General features: G+C 29.0%; 13 protein-coding genes and 2 pseudogenes. 12 read left to right on the top strand and 3 right to left on the bottom strand.

All coding sequences use genetic code 11. The features are described 5' to 3' along the window. Positions 1-277: 277 nt before the first annotated feature. The 3 genes and pseudogenes from KEC93_RS18415 to KEC93_RS18405 all read left to right on the top strand — a co-directional run bounded on the left by KEC93_RS18415 (position 278) and on the right by KEC93_RS18405 (position 3,253). Entirely contained in the window at positions 278-1,579 is a 1,302-nt protein-coding gene (locus KEC93_RS18415; RefSeq protein ID WP_111944665.1) for an IS110 family RNA-guided transposase, read from the top strand. A gap of 454 nt (positions 1,580-2,033) precedes the next feature. Next, positions 2,034-2,354, top strand: a pseudogene (locus tag KEC93_RS18410) (MFS transporter); the annotation flags it as partial. Between the two features lie 374 nt (positions 2,355-2,728). Beyond that, positions 2,729-3,253, top strand: coding sequence for a VanZ family protein (locus tag KEC93_RS18405; RefSeq protein WP_077870020.1), 525 nt, complete (start codon positions 2,729-2,731; stop codon positions 3,251-3,253). 503 nt (positions 3,254-3,756) lie between these two features. Here the strand turns inward: KEC93_RS18405 and KEC93_RS18400 are convergent. After that, positions 3,757-4,359: a transglycosylase SLT domain-containing protein gene (locus tag KEC93_RS18400; RefSeq protein ID WP_012058483.1), complete on the bottom strand. Its 603-nt coding sequence runs from the start codon at positions 4,357-4,359 to the stop codon at positions 3,757-3,759. Positions 4,360-4,863: 504 nt separating this feature from the next. Here KEC93_RS18400 and KEC93_RS18395 point away from each other — a divergent pair. From KEC93_RS18395 to KEC93_RS18380, 4 genes and pseudogenes are all read left to right on the top strand, one after another. Then, on the top strand, positions 4,864-5,301 hold the full coding sequence (locus KEC93_RS18395) for a MarR family winged helix-turn-helix transcriptional regulator (RefSeq protein WP_012059807.1): 438 nt from the start codon (positions 4,864-4,866) through the stop codon (positions 5,299-5,301). An 84-nt stretch (positions 5,302-5,385) separates the two neighbouring features. After that, entirely contained in the window at positions 5,386-6,747 is a 1,362-nt protein-coding gene (locus KEC93_RS18390) for an MATE family efflux transporter (protein ID WP_012059806.1), read from the top strand. Positions 6,748-6,983: 236 nt separating this feature from the next. After that, positions 6,984-8,595: pseudogene (locus KEC93_RS18385) on the top strand (IS1182 family transposase). 298 nt (positions 8,596-8,893) lie between these two features. Further along, the gene (locus KEC93_RS18380; protein WP_077870058.1) at positions 8,894-10,075 is read left to right on the top strand and encodes a cation diffusion facilitator family transporter; all 1,182 of its coding nucleotides are present in this window, start codon (positions 8,894-8,896) and stop codon (positions 10,073-10,075) included. Between the two features lie 541 nt (positions 10,076-10,616). Here KEC93_RS18380 and KEC93_RS18375 read toward each other — a convergent pair. Then, positions 10,617-11,039 (bottom strand): MerR family transcriptional regulator, encoded by a 423-nt coding sequence (locus tag KEC93_RS18375; RefSeq protein ID WP_012059804.1) that lies wholly within the window; start codon positions 11,037-11,039, stop codon positions 10,617-10,619. Between the two features lie 229 nt (positions 11,040-11,268). On the opposite strand from KEC93_RS18375, the gene KEC93_RS18370 reads away from it, so the two are divergent. Together KEC93_RS18370 and KEC93_RS18365 are read left to right on the top strand one after the other, a co-directional pair. Next, entirely contained in the window at positions 11,269-12,033 is a 765-nt protein-coding gene (locus KEC93_RS18370) for an SDR family NAD(P)-dependent oxidoreductase (RefSeq protein ID WP_039770045.1), read from the top strand. 593 nt (positions 12,034-12,626) lie between these two features. Continuing rightward, positions 12,627-12,983, top strand: coding sequence for a hypothetical protein (locus tag KEC93_RS18365; protein WP_039770043.1), 357 nt, complete (start codon positions 12,627-12,629; stop codon positions 12,981-12,983). A gap of 510 nt (positions 12,984-13,493) precedes the next feature. On the opposite strand, the gene KEC93_RS18360 is transcribed toward KEC93_RS18365, so the two are convergent. Next, the gene (locus tag KEC93_RS18360) at positions 13,494-14,384 is read right to left on the bottom strand and encodes a LysR family transcriptional regulator (protein ID WP_077869983.1); all 891 of its coding nucleotides are present in this window, start codon (positions 14,382-14,384) and stop codon (positions 13,494-13,496) included. 248 nt (positions 14,385-14,632) lie between these two features. Here KEC93_RS18360 and KEC93_RS18355 point away from each other — a divergent pair, with 248 nt between their 5' ends. The 3 genes from KEC93_RS18355 (at position 14,633) to KEC93_RS18345 (ending at position 17,995) form a co-directional block, all read left to right on the top strand. Further along, entirely contained in the window at positions 14,633-15,811 is a 1,179-nt protein-coding gene (locus KEC93_RS18355; protein WP_077869982.1) for an acetyl-CoA C-acetyltransferase, read from the top strand. Between the two features lie 186 nt (positions 15,812-15,997). After that, positions 15,998-17,029, top strand: a complete 1,032-nt coding sequence (locus KEC93_RS18350; RefSeq protein WP_077869981.1) for an epoxyqueuosine reductase — start codon at positions 15,998-16,000, stop codon at positions 17,027-17,029. 477 nt (positions 17,030-17,506) lie between these two features. Continuing rightward, positions 17,507-17,995: a helix-turn-helix domain-containing protein gene (locus KEC93_RS18345; protein WP_023974163.1), complete on the top strand. Its 489-nt coding sequence runs from the start codon at positions 17,507-17,509 to the stop codon at positions 17,993-17,995. The last annotated feature ends 12 nt before the right edge of the window (positions 17,996-18,007 follow it).

Below are 18,007 nucleotides of genomic sequence, written 5' to 3'. Positions count from 1 at the left end.
TTAAATAGTTTTTTATTTAAATTCCTTAAAGGAATCTAACCAAGTTTTATATAGTCTAGTATAATACTCCTGAATAGAAGATAGATGTAAACCTCCTGGGAGGTCTTTTAGAACCTATCCCCGTAAAAAAGCGTATCATTTCATCAGGTAGAATTCTATGTTTAGCTGGTTGGGTTTCCCTTCGGGAATTACCCGTGTCACAAACAAGGTTATAAGCTATCTGACAGAGTGGAAGTTCTATTCTATATCTAAAATTTAATTTAAGGAGATATATACAATGTCTAATTTTTTTTATAGTCCTGTAATAGGAATTGATGTTTCAGCTGATTTTTCATATACTGCAATACTCGCACCGAATGGTGATATTTATAAGAAGTCATTTAAAATAAAGCATGATCTCAATGGCTTCAACCACTTAGTTAATGAAATAAAAAAAGTGGAAGAAGAGTTTAACATGAAAACTGCAATTTTCATGGAGTCCACTGGCGTGTACCATTTATCTCTTTTCCACTATCTTAATAAATATTTCGATAACACATTTGTTATCAATCCACTCGTTACTAAGTCTAACAAAAATGGTGACATAAGAAAAGTGAAAAATGATAAAAAAGACGCTTTATCTATTGCAACAATAGGAAAATTTCAAAACATTAAGTTATCACAACAACTTAGCCTTGATATTTTTCTTCTGAAAAATCTTGTAAGAGAGTATTACAAACTTACAGATACTAGCTCTACTTTTAAGAAAAAATTATCCGCTGATTTAAGAGTTATTTTTCCTGGCTATAATACTATATTTTCAGATTCAACATCTAAAAGTTCAATTGAGCTTTTAAGTCAATATCCAACGCCACAATCAATTTTAGAGGCACCTAAGGAAAATATAATTAAGATTTTCCTTAATAGCTCTAAAAAGGGCATTATCTGGTCGGAAAATACATATTCCAAATTATTTAAGGTTGCTAATGAAGCTAAAATAATTGGCTTACCGTTAGACGGTTTAACCGTCAAAATAGCCAGCTCTATAACATTAATAAAAACTATTCAATCAGAGATTGATACATTGCTACAGAAAATTAACAATTTTATACAGTCTGAAACTTTTCCTGAATCTATTAGAGCTAATATTGAACTAATTGATTCAATTCCTGGCATAGGGCAATTAACTGCTATTACTATAATAGCTGAAATAGGTGATATTGATGGTTTTCTTAAGCCCAAACATCTTGTAGCTTTCTTTGGTATTGATAGCTCAGTTAATCAATCAGGTAATTTTAAAGGCGATGATAATAAAATTTCAAAAAGAGGAACTCGAATCGGTCGAAGAGCATTATATTCTGTTGCACTAGCTTCAATCCGTAACAATCGTAATGGAGTTCCTATAAATAAAGTCCTATTAGATTATTATCAAATAAACCTTAAAGGCAAAAAGCCTAAAATCGCCTTAGTCGCTATAATGCATAAAATTATAAACTACATTTTTGCTGTTCTCCGAAATCAAACTCCGTTTGAGCAAAGAGATCCCAAAATACATAAGCAAATGTTCCTGGAAAATAACTCTTTAAACAAAGTCGCTTAATTTTATTCCAATTTCTGTAACCGTTCGTGTTTTGAAACGGTTTGTTTGCCATACTCTTTTTCCAAAAACTATTTTTTTGAAAATTAACTTGACTATTATTAGCTGGTCTTATTTATTAATTTATCTAAAATAATGTTATTATTTATATTCTTGAATTTATAATTATTATTAATTGATAATTATTATCGTTATATTAATATTAGCACTTATTTCTATTGTTGTAAAGAAAGTATTTTGTTAGTTAATGGATAAATATGTGGTATATTACCAGTGTAATATATTTGAGAATTTACTGAAAATGAGCAACTTTCATGAAATTAATAATGATTAATGGAAACAGGTTATTTGCTTTGAACTGGACTAATTTATGTTGAAGAAGAGTATGAGAAATTTGAAATAGCACATAATCTGGGTAAAAAAGCGTGGGCTTTGGCTACACAACAGAAGCAATGCAGGAATGGTGTCAAGTGCAATAGTTATGCATTTTATGTCAAATAGACTTGATGATGATAAGAATAATAATGGAAAGCTTTTGGTAGGTATAAATATATTTTATATATTATTTATGTTTATATTTGCTATTACAAAAAACTTTAGATTAATGTTAATGGCGTATTTAGCGACAAATACCTTTAGAACTATAAATGAACCTATATTTAGTGTATGGCTTAATGGACATATAGACGATAAGGCTAGAGCCACTGTACTTTCTATAAATGGACAAATAAATGCCTTGGGTCAAATTTTAGGCGGTCCAATTATAGGAATTGTTGCACACGTGGATGCTGGAAAAACAACTTATGATCCATTGAACAAAAAAGAGTATCTCCTTCATAAATTAAACACAATTAGATTAAATTCTTATATAAGATTTAAATATAAGAGTATAGAAGTCTTAAATGATTATTACAAATAAATGAAATTATTTATTAAGTAAATTGGATTATGTTAAAATATAACGAACTAAATTAGAATAAAAAATATATGTTGCAAAAATAATTCTTCATAATAATTATTAAAGAATTGTAAGGATTTTAGACGCAATTGTGTATTGTGAATTGCAATATATATATTAATAATCTTGTGAAAAATGAATACTTAGAGAGATAAAAGCTTTGAGTATTCATTTTCTACTTTAAGGGGGTAATTATGATTAAACGAGAACGGATCAAAACATTCTTTTTATATGGTGTTTTCATTTGCTACATACTTTTATTAATTAAAATATTGTTTTTATCAAGAATCTCTAATTTGGATCATAGGTCAATCAATCTCATTCCTTTTTATAGTATAAAGGAATATCTATTTAGTAGCTCTGCCTCTATAAAAAAATTCGCTTTTGGTAATGTGGGTGGAAATATAGCTATATTTATTCCTCTTGGTGCATATTTGCTATTATTCAAAAATAATAAAAGAGTAATAACCAATTTATTATTTGTATTTATAGTAAGTTTGTTTGTTGAAATCATTCAGGGGATCTTTGGAATTGGAGCATCAGACATTGATGACATAATTCTAAATTGTTTGGGTGGATTAATTGGCATTTTAGGATATAAGTTTTTCTTGTTTATATTACCAGATGAGAAAAAAGTACATACTGCGATTGCAATACTATCTGCTATTGCATTGCCACGTATATTATTTTATTTATTCATAATGAAAATGAGATTCTAGATATCGTTATTAGATATTCAATAATATGCTCTATAAAAAAGAAACCCAGGAATTAACACAATCTGTAACATATATATGTTGCAAAAATAATTATTCATCATAATTCTGAAAATATTGCAAGAATTTTAGTCGTAATTGTAAATTGTGAAATGTGCATTGTGAATTGCAACATACATGACATTCTTATATTGTTAAGAAGATATATTCTTAACAATATTTATTCTTCAGAATACTAGAATATATATTCTAATATTCTGAAGAATATGCTTGTATAATACGGGTTTGAAGGCATGGAATTAAAAAAGTTATTAAGATATGATTAATATGGCAAAAAAGGTTATAGGCTAAAAAATAGGACTGTTCTCAAAAAATAATGAGAACAGTCCTATCATATTTATCAATTCAAATAACTATATCAATTTCACACTAAGTCCAAGAAACTCCCAATTAAAAAAGTCAATTATATATTGGAATCTAATAAACTTGTCCACTTATTTTGTTTGTTATTTCTTTCCACCATAGTTTTTATATGTTTTATATACTGCGTTTGCATATTGATCAGCTAGGATTGGTCGACCATATGAGTCTGTGCAACCTGGATACCAGTTTGGACCTCCATTATAATGCAATAAACCATTATATACACCACCAAATTGATCAACCATCTCCTTTATAATCAATCCACCTAATGCTACCTGATCTTGAAGATTTCCATGATCATAAGTTCGTCCATATGTTGATTTAAACTTTGCTGCATATGCATTTCTTGTACTTGGTTCCACTTGCATTAATCCATCACCAGATGAGGGACTGCCAGATAAGCCTGCACCAAAATTACTCTCTTTTTTTATAACTGCACATAATAATAATGCAAAATCTCCATTCTTACTAAATTTCTTATCTACATTATATGCATATTTCCATATGTTACTTGGAACTTCACTAGGCTTTGATACTGATGTCTCCGTTAGATTCGCAAGTTTTGCTGGATTTGTAGTTATTGTTGAATTTGTTGTTGCTGCCTTAGCAAGCATCGGCATTTCAGTTAATGTAAGTCCAATTACTAAAGTGAGAGCAACTAGTTTTTTTAATTTCTCGTGTTTCATAATACATCACTCCTTTAAATTTTAATGAAAATCCATAAGACACATTCACCCCATAGGGGAGAGTGCAACTCACAGGTATTTATTTCATGACTCTTTAGAGCCAAAAAATCATGTTAATACACTTACTTGGAATATAAAGATTTAATTTTGAAATTATTTTGATTAATAACCTCAAATTAAAACCTATATTATATAAATTCGAAAAGAGTAATTTTTTTCAGTGGGATAAATTTAGTTATTTTGCAATAAAATGTTTTTAGAGTCTAGATTAGTTTCGCATAATGTCTAGAATGGGTAGTTGATGTAATAGGATAAAAAGAATTAATATTAGAAGATGATTTAGGATAATGAATGGTGAACCTCATCATAAGTAAAAGATAGCATGTAAAAAAAGAAATATTATAAATATAAAAATAATTATAAGAAATAAATATTGACACTTGAAGGTCTAATTGTTAAACTATAAATAGTTAGAATTCTAAGTAAAGTTTAGGAGGAATTTGAATGACTAATTCTGGATACTCTGTAGAAACACCATATTCACAATTAATTAGAAGTATTGCGATAAAAATGAAACTCAGTTCTGATGAAAAAGTCAAAAAGTTAGGATTGAATTCTCAACAAGGACGTATGATAGGTTATATTTATGAACATCAAGACAGTGGTATTATTCAAAAAGATTTGGCAAAAGTCTTTCAACGTACAGAAGCAAGTATTACAAGTATGCTGCAAGGATTAGAGAAAAAAGGATATATTGAAAGAAGAATTCCTAAAGAAAATGAGAGACAAAAATATATATATGTACTGCCTAAAGGTGCTGAACTCATAGAAGATTTTAATAAATTGGTAGCTGAGGCAGAGGAAAATATTATTGCAAACTTGACGGAACAAGAGAAGGAAACTTTGTTAGCTTTGTTATTGAAAGTAGATAGAAATCTATAAGTTATTAATATAATAACTTATAACTAAAAACTTAGAATTCTAAGAATACGAATTCTAATAATACTTATTATGGAGGCTGAAATTATGAAACAAAAATTTTCAAACGAATATTATTTAGAAAGTGCACCGATTACTAAGGCAATTGCACATTTATCTATTCCCATGATGATCGGTATGTCAGTAGGTACAATATATAACGTTATTAATGCTTTTTTTATTGGACTATTAAACAATACAGATATGTTAACTGCTATCACTTTAGGACTACCAATCTTCACTATACTAATGGCTTTTGGAAATATGTTAGGGGCTGGAGGCGGAACATTTATAACTCGTCTTATTGCTAAACAAGATAAAGAGAAAGCTAAGAAGATAGCTGGATATTCTTTTTATAGCAGTATTATCATAGGAATTTTGCTTGGAATAATTGCTATAATAGCACTTAATCCTATTGTTAAGATTTTGGGGGCAGATACTTCTGCTATTATTAATTATACAAAAAGTTATTCTTTAACTATGTTTATTGGTGGTTTTGCAATTATAATGAACTTCGCATTGGAGCAAGTTGTGAGAGCAGAAGGAGCATCAAAAGAATCAATGTTCGGAATGGTTGTAAGTACAATTTTTGGTCTTATATTTGACCCATTATTTATACTAGTATTTAAATTTAATGTTATTGGAGTAGCAGTATCAATGATTTTGGCTAATATAGCTTCATCAATTTATTATATTTACTACTTGGAAACAAAAAGCGAGAATTTAAAAGGATTTATTAAGAATTTTAATATTTCCCTTAAAGATAAAATAGAGATATATAAAGTTGGGGTTTCTGAATTGTTCCTAGCTGGTTTTCTAATTATTACAACACTTCTTTTGAATAATTATTCAATTAGATATGGAGAAAGTGTAGTAGCTAGTTTTGGTATTGCCTTGAGACTTGTACAAGTACCAGAATTCCTTGCAATGGGACTCGCATTAGGAATTATCCCTTTAATTGCATATAATTTTTCTAATGAAAACTTTAAGAGATTAAAAGACAGTATAAAACAATCAGCTTTATGGATTTTAGGATTATCAGGTGGATTTGTTACTTTAGTTTTTATTTTTAGAAATGTAATTATTCGTCTGTTTTCTAATGATTCAGCAGTATTAAGTGTCGGAGTTTATATCATGGCAGCCATGCTTATTTCCGCACTTTTCAATGGATTTACTACATTATTTACAGGAATCTTTCAAGCATCAGGTCAAGGAATACCATCAACAATTATGGGAATTACACAAGGAATTCTTTTTATTCCTGTCATAATAGTATTGAATAATTTCTATGGATTGCATGGTGTTATATGGTCTATGACCATTACAGAAATAATTACCTTTTTAACTGGAGCAATACTATATATTATTTTTAATAATAAAATAAAAAATAATCAAGTAGTAGCAAACTAGGATTAATAAATATTGTGCCTAAATATAATAAGAGAGTAAGGAAAATGGAGTATCGCTTATTGCTGATACGGTGAACCATATCAGTAATAAGTGAGGTTTTTCCCGATCATTTGCTTTAAATATATAATAAGATGGGGCTGTTGCAAAACTAACATAGTTAGTTTTGTAGCGGCTCATTTTTTTAGATATAAAAAATGTGAATTCCGAAGAACTCACATTCATTGTATAATTTACTTATGCTAAAAACCAAATTACACAATAAAGATTATACTGAGATTAATGATAATTTTCAACTTATATTACCATTAAATCTAGAAAATTTAATACCATCAGATGATTCAGTCCGCTTGCTAAGCCATGTATTGGAGGGATTAGATTACACGAAGTTGTATAAGGCGTACTCTTCCGTTGGAAGAAAACCGGCAGTGGAACCTAAAATTATGTTCAAAATAATATCATATGCTTATTCTCAAAATATTTATTCAAGCAGGAAAATCGAAAAAGCATGCAAAAGAGATATAAATTTTAAGTGGTTACTTCAATGTTATAAGGCACCGGATCATGCTACAATCAGTAGATTTCGTAAAGACTATATTTCAAATGAGGTAATTGAAGATTTATTTTATCAACAAGTTAATTATTTAGCAAATCAAAATGAAATACTATTTGAAAATGCATTTATTGATGGTACTAAAATCGAAGCGAATGCTAATCGTTATACATTTGTTTGGAAAAAAACTATTTTAAAAAATGAAGAAAAAATGTTTGATAAAATTCTTGTTCTTTTAGAAAATATTAACCTTGGAGAATTAAAAAAATTTACTGTTCAGAAAGAAACATTAATAGATGATATTGATAAAATTCTTCAATGGCTTGAATATGAAAAAAAGAAAAGAAACATAGAGTTTGTTCATGGAATTGGTAAAAGAAAAACCAAAATTCAAAAGTGGACAGAGCAACTATCTGAATATAAAGAGAGAGAAGAAAAATATAATTTGAGTAAAAAAATATTTTCAAAAAGAAATAGTTATTCTAAAACTGATCCAGACGCAACTTTCATGCATATGAAAGATGATCATATGAGAAATAGTCAATTAAAACCTGCATATAATGTGCAAATCGCAGTTGAAAGTGAATACGTAACCGGCGTCGGAATATTTGATGATAGAAATGATATAGCAACATTAATACCTATGCTTAATAATATGAAAGAAAAAAATTGGTCGTAAATATCTTAATATAATTGCAGACTCAGGTTATGAAAGCGAAGAAAACTATTTATTCTTAGAATCAAATAAGCAAACTCCTTATATAAAACCACAAACTTATGAGAAGTGGAAAAAAAGAAGTTTTAAAAATGATATAAGTAAGCGCGAAAATATGAAATATGATGCTGAATCGGATTTTTATATTTGTCATAACAATAGAAAATTAATACCTACCTCTATTATTTATAGAAAATCCGCAAGTGGATACAAATCAGAAGTAACTGTGTATGAATGCGAAAACTGTGATAATTGCGATTACAAAGTAAAATGCACAAAAGCAAAAGGAAATAGAAAAATGCAGGTTTCAAAAACTTTTGTGGAAAAGCGTGAAATATCCTATAAAAATATTACAACTGAATTTGGAACTAAATTAAGAATGAATAGATCTATTCAGGTCGAAGGAGCATTTGGAGTTCTAAAAAGTGATTATGAATTCAATAGATTTTTAACACGTGGAAAAAATAGCGTTCAAACTGAATTTATTTTGCTTTGTTTTGGTTATAATATTAACAAATTACATTCAAAAATACAAAATGAAAAAACTCAGAATCATCTTCATGAATTGAAACCTACTGCCTAATTATGGAATAAATTAACTAGGCTTATTTTAGTGTGCTTAAAAATCAGAATTCTTTAAATAATTAATATTGTATTTCAAATATTTGGAGATTTGCTGGCTTAAACCGAAAAGGAGCATCGCTCCTGATTAAAATTTAATCATTTTGCGACACTCCCATTATGCTGTATAAGGAATTTTATGGTATAATACTTAATAATACGCTGAATTATTGAGTTAGTTTATGGTGTTAATTTATTGATTAAACGCGTATATAAACATACGTGGAATAAATAAGATAAAACGGTGGAAGGCGAAATATATGAAGTCTATTTTTGATTTTTTAATAAGAAAATTTGTTAAAGACCACAAAAATGTAAGTTCCCAATCAGTAAGGCAATCCTACGGGACTCTTGGAGGAAATGTTGGGATAATAATAAATTCTTCTATTCTTATTCTAGAAATTGTTATTGGTTTATTTCTAAACAGTATAGCCATTACGGCAGATGCTTTTCATAATCTAACAGATGCATTATCTTCGTTAGTTACAATATTTAGTTTTAAACTTGCAAATCGTCCGGCAGATGATAAACATCCTTTTGGCTATGGAAGAATAGAGTATATAACTGCACTTTTATTTTCTGGTGCCATACTTGTAGTAGGATTTGAATTTCTAAGAAGCTCGTTTTTACGTGTTTTACATCCTGTAACTATACCTTTTGATAAAGTAAGTTTTATTTGCATGCTGTGTGCAATACCATTGCAAATTTTTCTTAATAGATTTACAAATTATATAGGTAATGTTATTGATTCCTCTGCACTCAAAGCATCAGCATTAGAATCATTTACTGATATCTTAGTTCTATCTATGGTTACATTTTCTTTACTTATTACAAAGTTTACAACTTTTCCTATTGATGGATATATAGGATTAATTGTATCTCTCTTTATTCTCCATTCAGGTATAGAACTTGGAAGAGAAATGCTTGGTACTATAATTGGAAAAGCACCAGAAAAGGAATTTGTAGAAGAGCTAAAAAGCAGCGTAATAAGTTATAAATATATATGCGGAGTACATGATCTTGTAATTCATAATTATGGACCAGGTAGATATATGGCTTCTTTGCATGCTGAGGTTCCAAGTAATATATCGATTATGGAACTGCATGATATTATAGATAAGGCCGAGAAGGAAATTGGTAAACGAATGAATGTATATCTTTCAATTCATATGGATCCAATTAATACAGACAGCCCTGAGATTACAGCCTTAAAAGAAGTAGTTTATGAAAAGATTAAAGTAATAAAAGGTATATTATCTATGCATGATTTTAGAGTTGTTGGAAAAAGTGAAGAAAAAACTATATTATTTGATGTGGTATTGGACAAGACTAGTTTTAAAGATAGTGAAAAAAAGGAGCTACAAGCTCAAATACAAGATATCATATATAGTATTAATCCTTCTTATAGGAGTATCATTACTTTCGATAGAGAGTTTTACTAAATGATATATAAAATAAATGCTATAGATAGCCTTAAACATTGATATAAAATGTTTAAGGCTATTTATAATTCTTTGGAGACGATGCTTCTACTCCTCAATGGAGATTATATCGACATACTCTTTATAAAAAACTACCTACTCCATTAAAAAGAGCACATAAATGAGTATTGCTTGAAATATGACTTCTGATGCTGACGTTAAGTGTATCAATTTATTGTTATACATATTAAAAGTATTTTGGCAAATAATAATTTTATTATAATTTAGTTAAAACTTAAGGGAGTAGATAGTTATTATGAATATACAGTATGTGCAGGGAGATTGTTTCTTTAGAAGAATTAATAAACTTAACATTGAATATTTCATCTATTATAATTTTTATGAAGAATTATAATAGATTTACATATGAATCATTTTATAACTTATTATATGTTTATAGGAGAATAGTTTCAAATATAAATATGTACTATTAAAACTGTTTTATAGTACATATGTAAATATTTAGAGGAAGCAAGAGGTTTAAGTGGAACAAGTTTGATTACTATAACAAGTTATTTTTACGTTTTTCATCATAAAATTTTTTCCTTTCTTCGTTAATAATTTGGACTGAGTCAGGAGATGAATACCTTTCTATTTTAAAATGAATAAGGTCTAAATTTTCATTGAGTTCATTTATTTGATTTAAAATTACTTCTTGATGTTCTAAAAGTAATTCTTTTCGTGAATCTATGGTGCTAGTACCTTCCATGCAGAAATCAATATACTTTTTTATATCCTTAAGTTGCATGCCAGTATTCTTTAGACAGCAAATTGTTCTAAACAGACTTACGTCTGATTCAGTAAAAACTCTGTTTCCAGACTTATTTCTCATGACAAATGGTAGAAGTCCTTCTTTGTCATAAAAACGAATTGTATATATAGAAATTCCAAACATTTTTGATATATCTTTTATTGTATAAGTCAATTTTAAAATCCCCTTTAAAATTTATTGAAAAAAGCTTGACCTAGAGATATCTCTAGGTATTAACATGAGTATAAATCATAGGAAATTAAATTTCAAGTAACTTATACCTTCTTGGATTAATATTAAAACTGATGACTAAGGAAATACTGTCTTTGAAATATAAGTAGCGGTATAAATAATGAGATATTAATTTCTAAATGGTTAATAAATATTTAAAGGAGAGGTTTTTATGAACCCAAATAATAAAATTGCATTAGTTACAGGTGGAAGTCGTGGAATTGGCAGAAATTCTGCAATATCATTATCTAAAAAAGGAATAGATGTAATTATCACTTACAATAATCAAAAAGAAAAAGCAGATGAAGTTGTAAAAGAAATTGAAGCAAATGGTGGTAAAGCTGCTGCTATTCAGCTTGATGTAAGTAATATATCTTCCTTTGATTCCTTTGCATATAAGTTATCAGATGTTTTAAAGGATAAATGGAATAGAGAGCAGTTTGATTTTTTAATTAATAATGCTGGGATCTCAAATCACACTCCTATTTTAGAAGTTACAGAAGAGGAATTTGACAAAATAGTTAATATACACTTTAAAGGAGTTTTCTTTTTGACACAAAAACTAATTCCGCTTATTGCTGACAAAGGTGGAATTGTGAACACTTCAACAGGATTAACTCGCTTTACATTCCCAGGTTCTGGACTTTATGCTTCTGCAAAAGGTGCAGTAGAAGTTTTTTCTAGATATTTAGCTGTAGAATTAGGAGCTAGAGGTATAAGAGTGAATACTATAGCGCCTGGAGCTGTTAACACTGAATTTAGTGGAGATACTTATATTAAAAATCCAGGTTTGAAAGATATTGTTGGTTCTCATGCTGCACTAGGAAGAATTGGAGAAGCTTCTGATATTGGAGGTGTTGTCGCTAGTCTATGCACGGATGAAATGGGATGGGTTACAGGTCAACGTATTGAAGCATCTGGCGGTACTTTACTATAATTAAAAGATACTATTCTTGATCAACAAGAGATTATAAGCTTGCGTTGATTAAGAGTGTATATATGGATTCTAGAAATCCATAGTTACTCCGTTGGCATCTGTTTCGCTAAATACCGATGTAAAAGCTACAGATAATAATACTCTGATTGGACTAAAATCTATATTATGAGATTTTAGATAAAAGGAGTAATATGCGTTGACTAATTTGAAAAGTAAAGTGGCGCTGGTAACCTTTCGACACTTGATATTACGGAAGAACAATTTGGCAAATAAACATGCGGAAATATGTTTTAAAACCATATAATATATAATTCTAGTTGCTTAGGCAACTGGTATCACTATAATTTTATAATAGTTAAAAAATTAGTAGCTATCCATGAGTAATCATTGGGCTACTATTTTTTTGTTTGGAGTGATGAAGTCCAATTTGGGCTAATAACTTGATTGATAGTCATTGTTATAGATGGTAAATTCGTGAATTAACAGTAGATTGGATATACTCTAATTTCATTACTACATTTGATAAATAGCATGGGGTTTAATTAAATTTATGGTATTATATAGTATATGAGAAAATATTGGAGGAAATAAAATTGAAAAATATTATTATCATCGCCAAAGTAATAGTAGGGGCTAGACCAAATCCCTTTGGAATGGATGGAGGATTAAATATTTTTAAAAAATCTCTTTCTGAAACTCTGAAAGAAAAGTTAAATCAAAAATTGAAAGAAAAAAATATGGATTATAAAGTTCATGTTGATTCTACATATGATGACCTAAAAAATTTAATTCAGGATGAAGATACATTACTCTTAATATCTCCATATATAAAAGACAAGGTTGATATAGATGGTATAAATAAAAACAATTATTATATATTAAGAGAGACAGAGTTTAATGATGGATATGTAGAAGATATTATCACCTACCTAGAAAATAAAAAACGTTGAATGGTAAATTAGGTAGACTATTAATAATGATAGGCTCAATTTAGGGGAGTTATCCCAAGGATCTAAATATATAGTAGAAGAAAAATACAAAATTTGTAAGAATAAAAAATTGACGTATAGCTTAAGCATAACGTAAGTGATAAAATGAACCTACCAGAAAAGTCATATATTCTGGTGGGTAAAATTTTATATAGAAATATAGATATCCAATTCAATAATCAGACTTATTAGATGAATATATTTACGAATTTTCTAAAACTTTGAGTTCATATCTTCACTAGAAATCATAAATATATTTGTGGAGAAAACATTTGAAAATGAGCTGTTAAAGGTTCTTAGCTGTAGGTTGTTCCATTTTAGCTTGTCAAACTGAAAGTTGGAGCATGCTAAAGTGGATACAACCTGCTGCTTAGAACTTTCAGCGATATTTTCATAGCTTTTCGGAATCAAAATATTTATGATTTCGGTAAGTTACCACATAAATTTAGTTTTAAAGCTGTATATCTATAGTTATTGAATATTAAAATCTTTTCTCACCAATTCAATAAATAAAGACATTGCAGGGCTGATCCACTTATTCTTGTGATAAGCATAAATTGCCGTGATTTTAGCATTTAAGTCGCCTGCTTTGAGTTCTTTTAATTTACCATTTTCAAGCTCCTCCTCTATTGTAAAACGAGGCAAAAACGAAATTCCAAGATTACTCGCAACACATTTTTTTATCGCTTCAATGCTGCCAAGTTCGATTGTATTATCTAGGAATATATTTTTATCAAAAAAATAACTTTCAAGTATTTTTCGATAAATGGATTCAACTTCGTTGATGATAAGGCTTGTATTTATTTTTTGGTTAGGTGTGCTGAAATCTAATTTTTCTTGTTCAAATTGCGGTGAGCATACTAAAGCTACATCGAAATCAGAAAGCTTCACAGCATTTAAACTTTCATTTTTACTTCCCACATTATACATCAAGCCAAGGTCTATTTCACCACTAGCTAACATATTTTTTATGTCATAGCAATTGAGCGCAACCATAGAAAGTCTTACATTAGGAGCTTTTTCTTTAAACATAGCTAATACATTCTGTAATTTATAAGACATTAAAGATTCTGCAACAGCAATTTTTAATTCTCCTGTAATGTTATCGCCATATTTACCAATGCTTTCAATTTTTTTCACTGTATTAAGCAATTCATCGGCGTATGGTATTAATTCTTTTCCTAAAGGAGTTAGTACCATATTACGTCCAATTTTTTCGAATAATTTTATTGAGAGTTCCTGCTCTAACTGCTGAATTTGTGAGGTAACAGTAGATTGAGTATACCCTAATTTCATTGCTGCATTTGAAAAATTACCTTCTTCTATAATACTTTTAAAAGTTTTTAAATGTCTTATATCCATTAATTTCACTCCGATCTTTATGTTAATTCAATAATATATTGAAAAAATCGAATTGTCAATTCGAATATATTAATTTTACAAATATATAATCATCTGATAATATAAAGTCATAGAGCAGCTGCAAATCAACTTAGTAAATTTTAAGTTTTATGAAAAAAACTCTTAAATAATTAATGCGAATAAATTTTTTATATCAAAATTTGTTAAAAAAATAACAAGTAAATTTTTCAATATGGGAGGAATAAGAAATGAAAGATGTAGTAATAGTAAGTGCAGTAAGAACTGCAATAGGAGCTTATGGAAAGGCTTTAAAAGATGTACCTGCAGTTGAATTAGGTGCAATAGTAATAAAAGAAGCTGTTAAAAGAGCAAATATTAAACCAGAGGAAATTAATGAAGTTATCTTTGGAAATGTGCTTCAAGCAGGCCTTGGACAAAACCCAGCAAGGCAAGCCGCTGTGAAAGCTGGACTACCTGTAGAAATACCTGCATTTACAATTAATAAGGTTTGTGGTTCAGGATTAAGAGCTATAAGTTTAGCAGCACAAATTATAAAAGCTGGTGATGCTGATGCTATCGCAGTAGGTGGTATGGAAAACATGTCTAGTGCACCATTTTTACTTGATAATGCAAGATGGGGACAAAGAATGGGACATGGAGAATTCATTGATGAAATGATAAAAGATGGTTTATGGGATGCATTCAATGATTATCATATGGGAGTAACTGCAGAAAACGTGGCTGAGAAATGGAATGTAACAAGAGAAGAACAAGATGAATTTTCACTTTTATCACAACAAAAAGCTGAAAAAGCGATAAAGAGTGGAGAATTCAAAGATGAAATAATTCCAGTAGTAATTAAAACTAAAAAAGGTGAAATAATATTTGATCAAGATGAATTCCCTAGGTTTGGCAATACTATAGAAGCATTAAAAAAACTTAAACCTATTTTTAAGGAAAATGGTACAGTTACAGCAGGAAATGCATCTGGATTAAATGATGGAGCAGCAGCATTAGTAATTATGAGTGCAGATAAAGCTAAAGCTCTAGGAATAAAGCCACTTGCTAAAATCACTTCTTATGGATCAGCAGGATTAGACCCAGCAATAATGGGATATGGTGCATTTTATGCAACAAAAGCTGCCTTAGATAAAATCAATTTAAAAGCTGAGGATTTAGATTTAATCGAAGCAAATGAAGCCTATGCATCACAAAGTATAGCAATAGCTAGAGATTTAAACTTAGATATGAATAAAGTAAATGTTAATGGGGGAGCCATAGCTCTTGGACATCCTATTGGTGCATCTGGAGCACGTATTTTAGTAACTTTGCTACATGCTATGGAAAAAAGAGATGCGAAAAAAGGACTTGCAACATTATGCATTGGTGGAGGTCAAGGGACTGCCTTAATAGTTGAAAGAGAATAATTATAATCATTAACTAATATATGTGAAATAAATAACAAACAAGCATACTATATATGTTGCAATAATAAACTTACATTTATTATTCTAGTAAACACAGAGTTCAATAAAGGGTTAAATACAGAAATTCAATTGCAACATATATAGTTTATTATCTTTTTACCTAACCTAAGAAAGGGTGTAGAGAAAATGACTTTATTAGCAGATAAAATAAAAAGTGCAGCATTAAATTTAGGATATGAAAAGTGTGGAATCATTAAAATATCTGATATAGATGGCTATAAAGAAAGACTTGATGAACGTGTTGAACGTGTTCCAGAGTCTAAAGGTTTTTATCAAGGTCAATATCGTTTTACACAATTGCAGGAGACTTATCCTTGGGCAAAATCAATTGTAATATGTGTGAGAAGATATGGCAAATATCATATTCCAGAACATTTAAAAGGCATGATTGCAAAATACTATTTGGTTGATGCAAGAAAAGATAAGAATTCTAAAGATTTTCAAGATAGCGTAAAATTTGAAGAATATATGCAAGAGTTAGGGCTTAGAGCAGAAACTGAAAGAGGTTTTGGTCTTGTACCACTACGCTTTGCAGCTATGAAAGCTGGACTTGGAATAGTTCGAAAGAATAATTTCTTTTATACTGAAAATGGCTCATCAGTGTATTTGGATGCATGGCTTATTGATAAGGAATTAGAAGCAGTAGAAATACCAAATGTAAGACCTTGTTCTGATAAATGCAATTTATGCATGAAGGCATGCCCTTCAGCTTCATTATCAAAACCATATACAATGAATCCTATAGCATGTGTATCTTGCATAACTACATTTATGGGAAGAGATATGATTAATGAAAAATATAGAGAAGAAATAGGAAATTGGGTTTATGGGTGTGATGCTTGCCAAGATGCATGCCCTATGAATAAAAATCGTTGGCAGGAAACAGAAGAATTTCCTAATCTGCAGGAGTTAAGTGAACATATATCTCTAGAAAAAATAATCAAAATGGATTATAAATTTTTAGAAGAAGTTATGCAGCCTAAGTTTTGGTATATAGATAAATCAAGTGTTTGGAAATGGAAAGTTAATGCTATCAATGTAATGGTAAATGACTATAAAGAGCAATATAAAGAACATATACTGTATGCTTGTAATGATAGTAATCCAAAGGTACGAGAAATGGCAGAGTGGGCAATTGAAAAATTGAACTTAAAATAATTTTTTAAAACCAAAGAAGTTATTTAATGATGGTCGCTTACGCTGTGACTACTCAATAAGTGTGCACAAGTTAAGTTTACTTTATAAATTGCAATTTAATAATATATTTAAGTAATGGAGGAGAATCAAGTCCAGATTATGGATGTGGTTCTCCTTCTTATTATTTTGTTTATGCAAGAAAATTTATGATAAATGTTGTGAATATAAAGATTTATATATTGCAAAACTAATTCTTTATCATAATTCTAAGAATATTACAAGAATTTTAGCCGTAATTGTAAAATGTGCATCGTGAATTGCATTATATATAAATTTTACTAAATTGTAGTTGAGAAAAGGCAATAATGTAGTGAGATTTTTATATTATGGTTCAATAAAGTGCAACAAAGTATAGCAAAATACAATAAAATACTTGACATAAGTAAAAAGAATTATTATAATTTGACCATAGATCAATTTTGAAAGGGTAGATTTTTTATGGAGAATCAATTTTATACAATAGATAAAGTAGCAGAAATATTAGGCATGCATCATAAAACTATTAGAAAGTTTATAACAGAAGGAAAACTTGCTGCAAGTAAAGTGGGAAAGCAATGGAGAATTTCTGGTCATGATTTAAGTCTTTTTATGGAAAAGAATAATGTTAATATAAATAATAAAAAAGCAAGTGATGAATCAAGTATTGATTTTCTTACTAATGGAGAAGTTAAAGAAACCGAAAAACAAAAAATAAATGTATCTACTGTTGTTGATATAAATGATGTGGATAAAGAACAATACTTTAGAATATCAAATACTCTTATAGCAGTAATGAATTGTAAAGACCCTAAAATGGGAAAATCAACAATTAATATGAAATATGATGAAAAAGAAAACAGGCTAAGGGTTTTATTATGGGGGAATGTAAGCTTCATTGAAGAAATGCTAAATTCCATTTCTATGCTTGTGGAACAAACTAATATATAGAGGAGAGTGAAT

Origin of the sequence: Clostridium beijerinckii (genome assembly GCF_018223745.1) — a bacterium.
Classification (GTDB): Bacteria; Bacillota; Clostridia; order Clostridiales; family Clostridiaceae; genus Clostridium; species Clostridium beijerinckii.
This window is presented reverse-complemented; position numbering and strand designations above follow the sequence as displayed.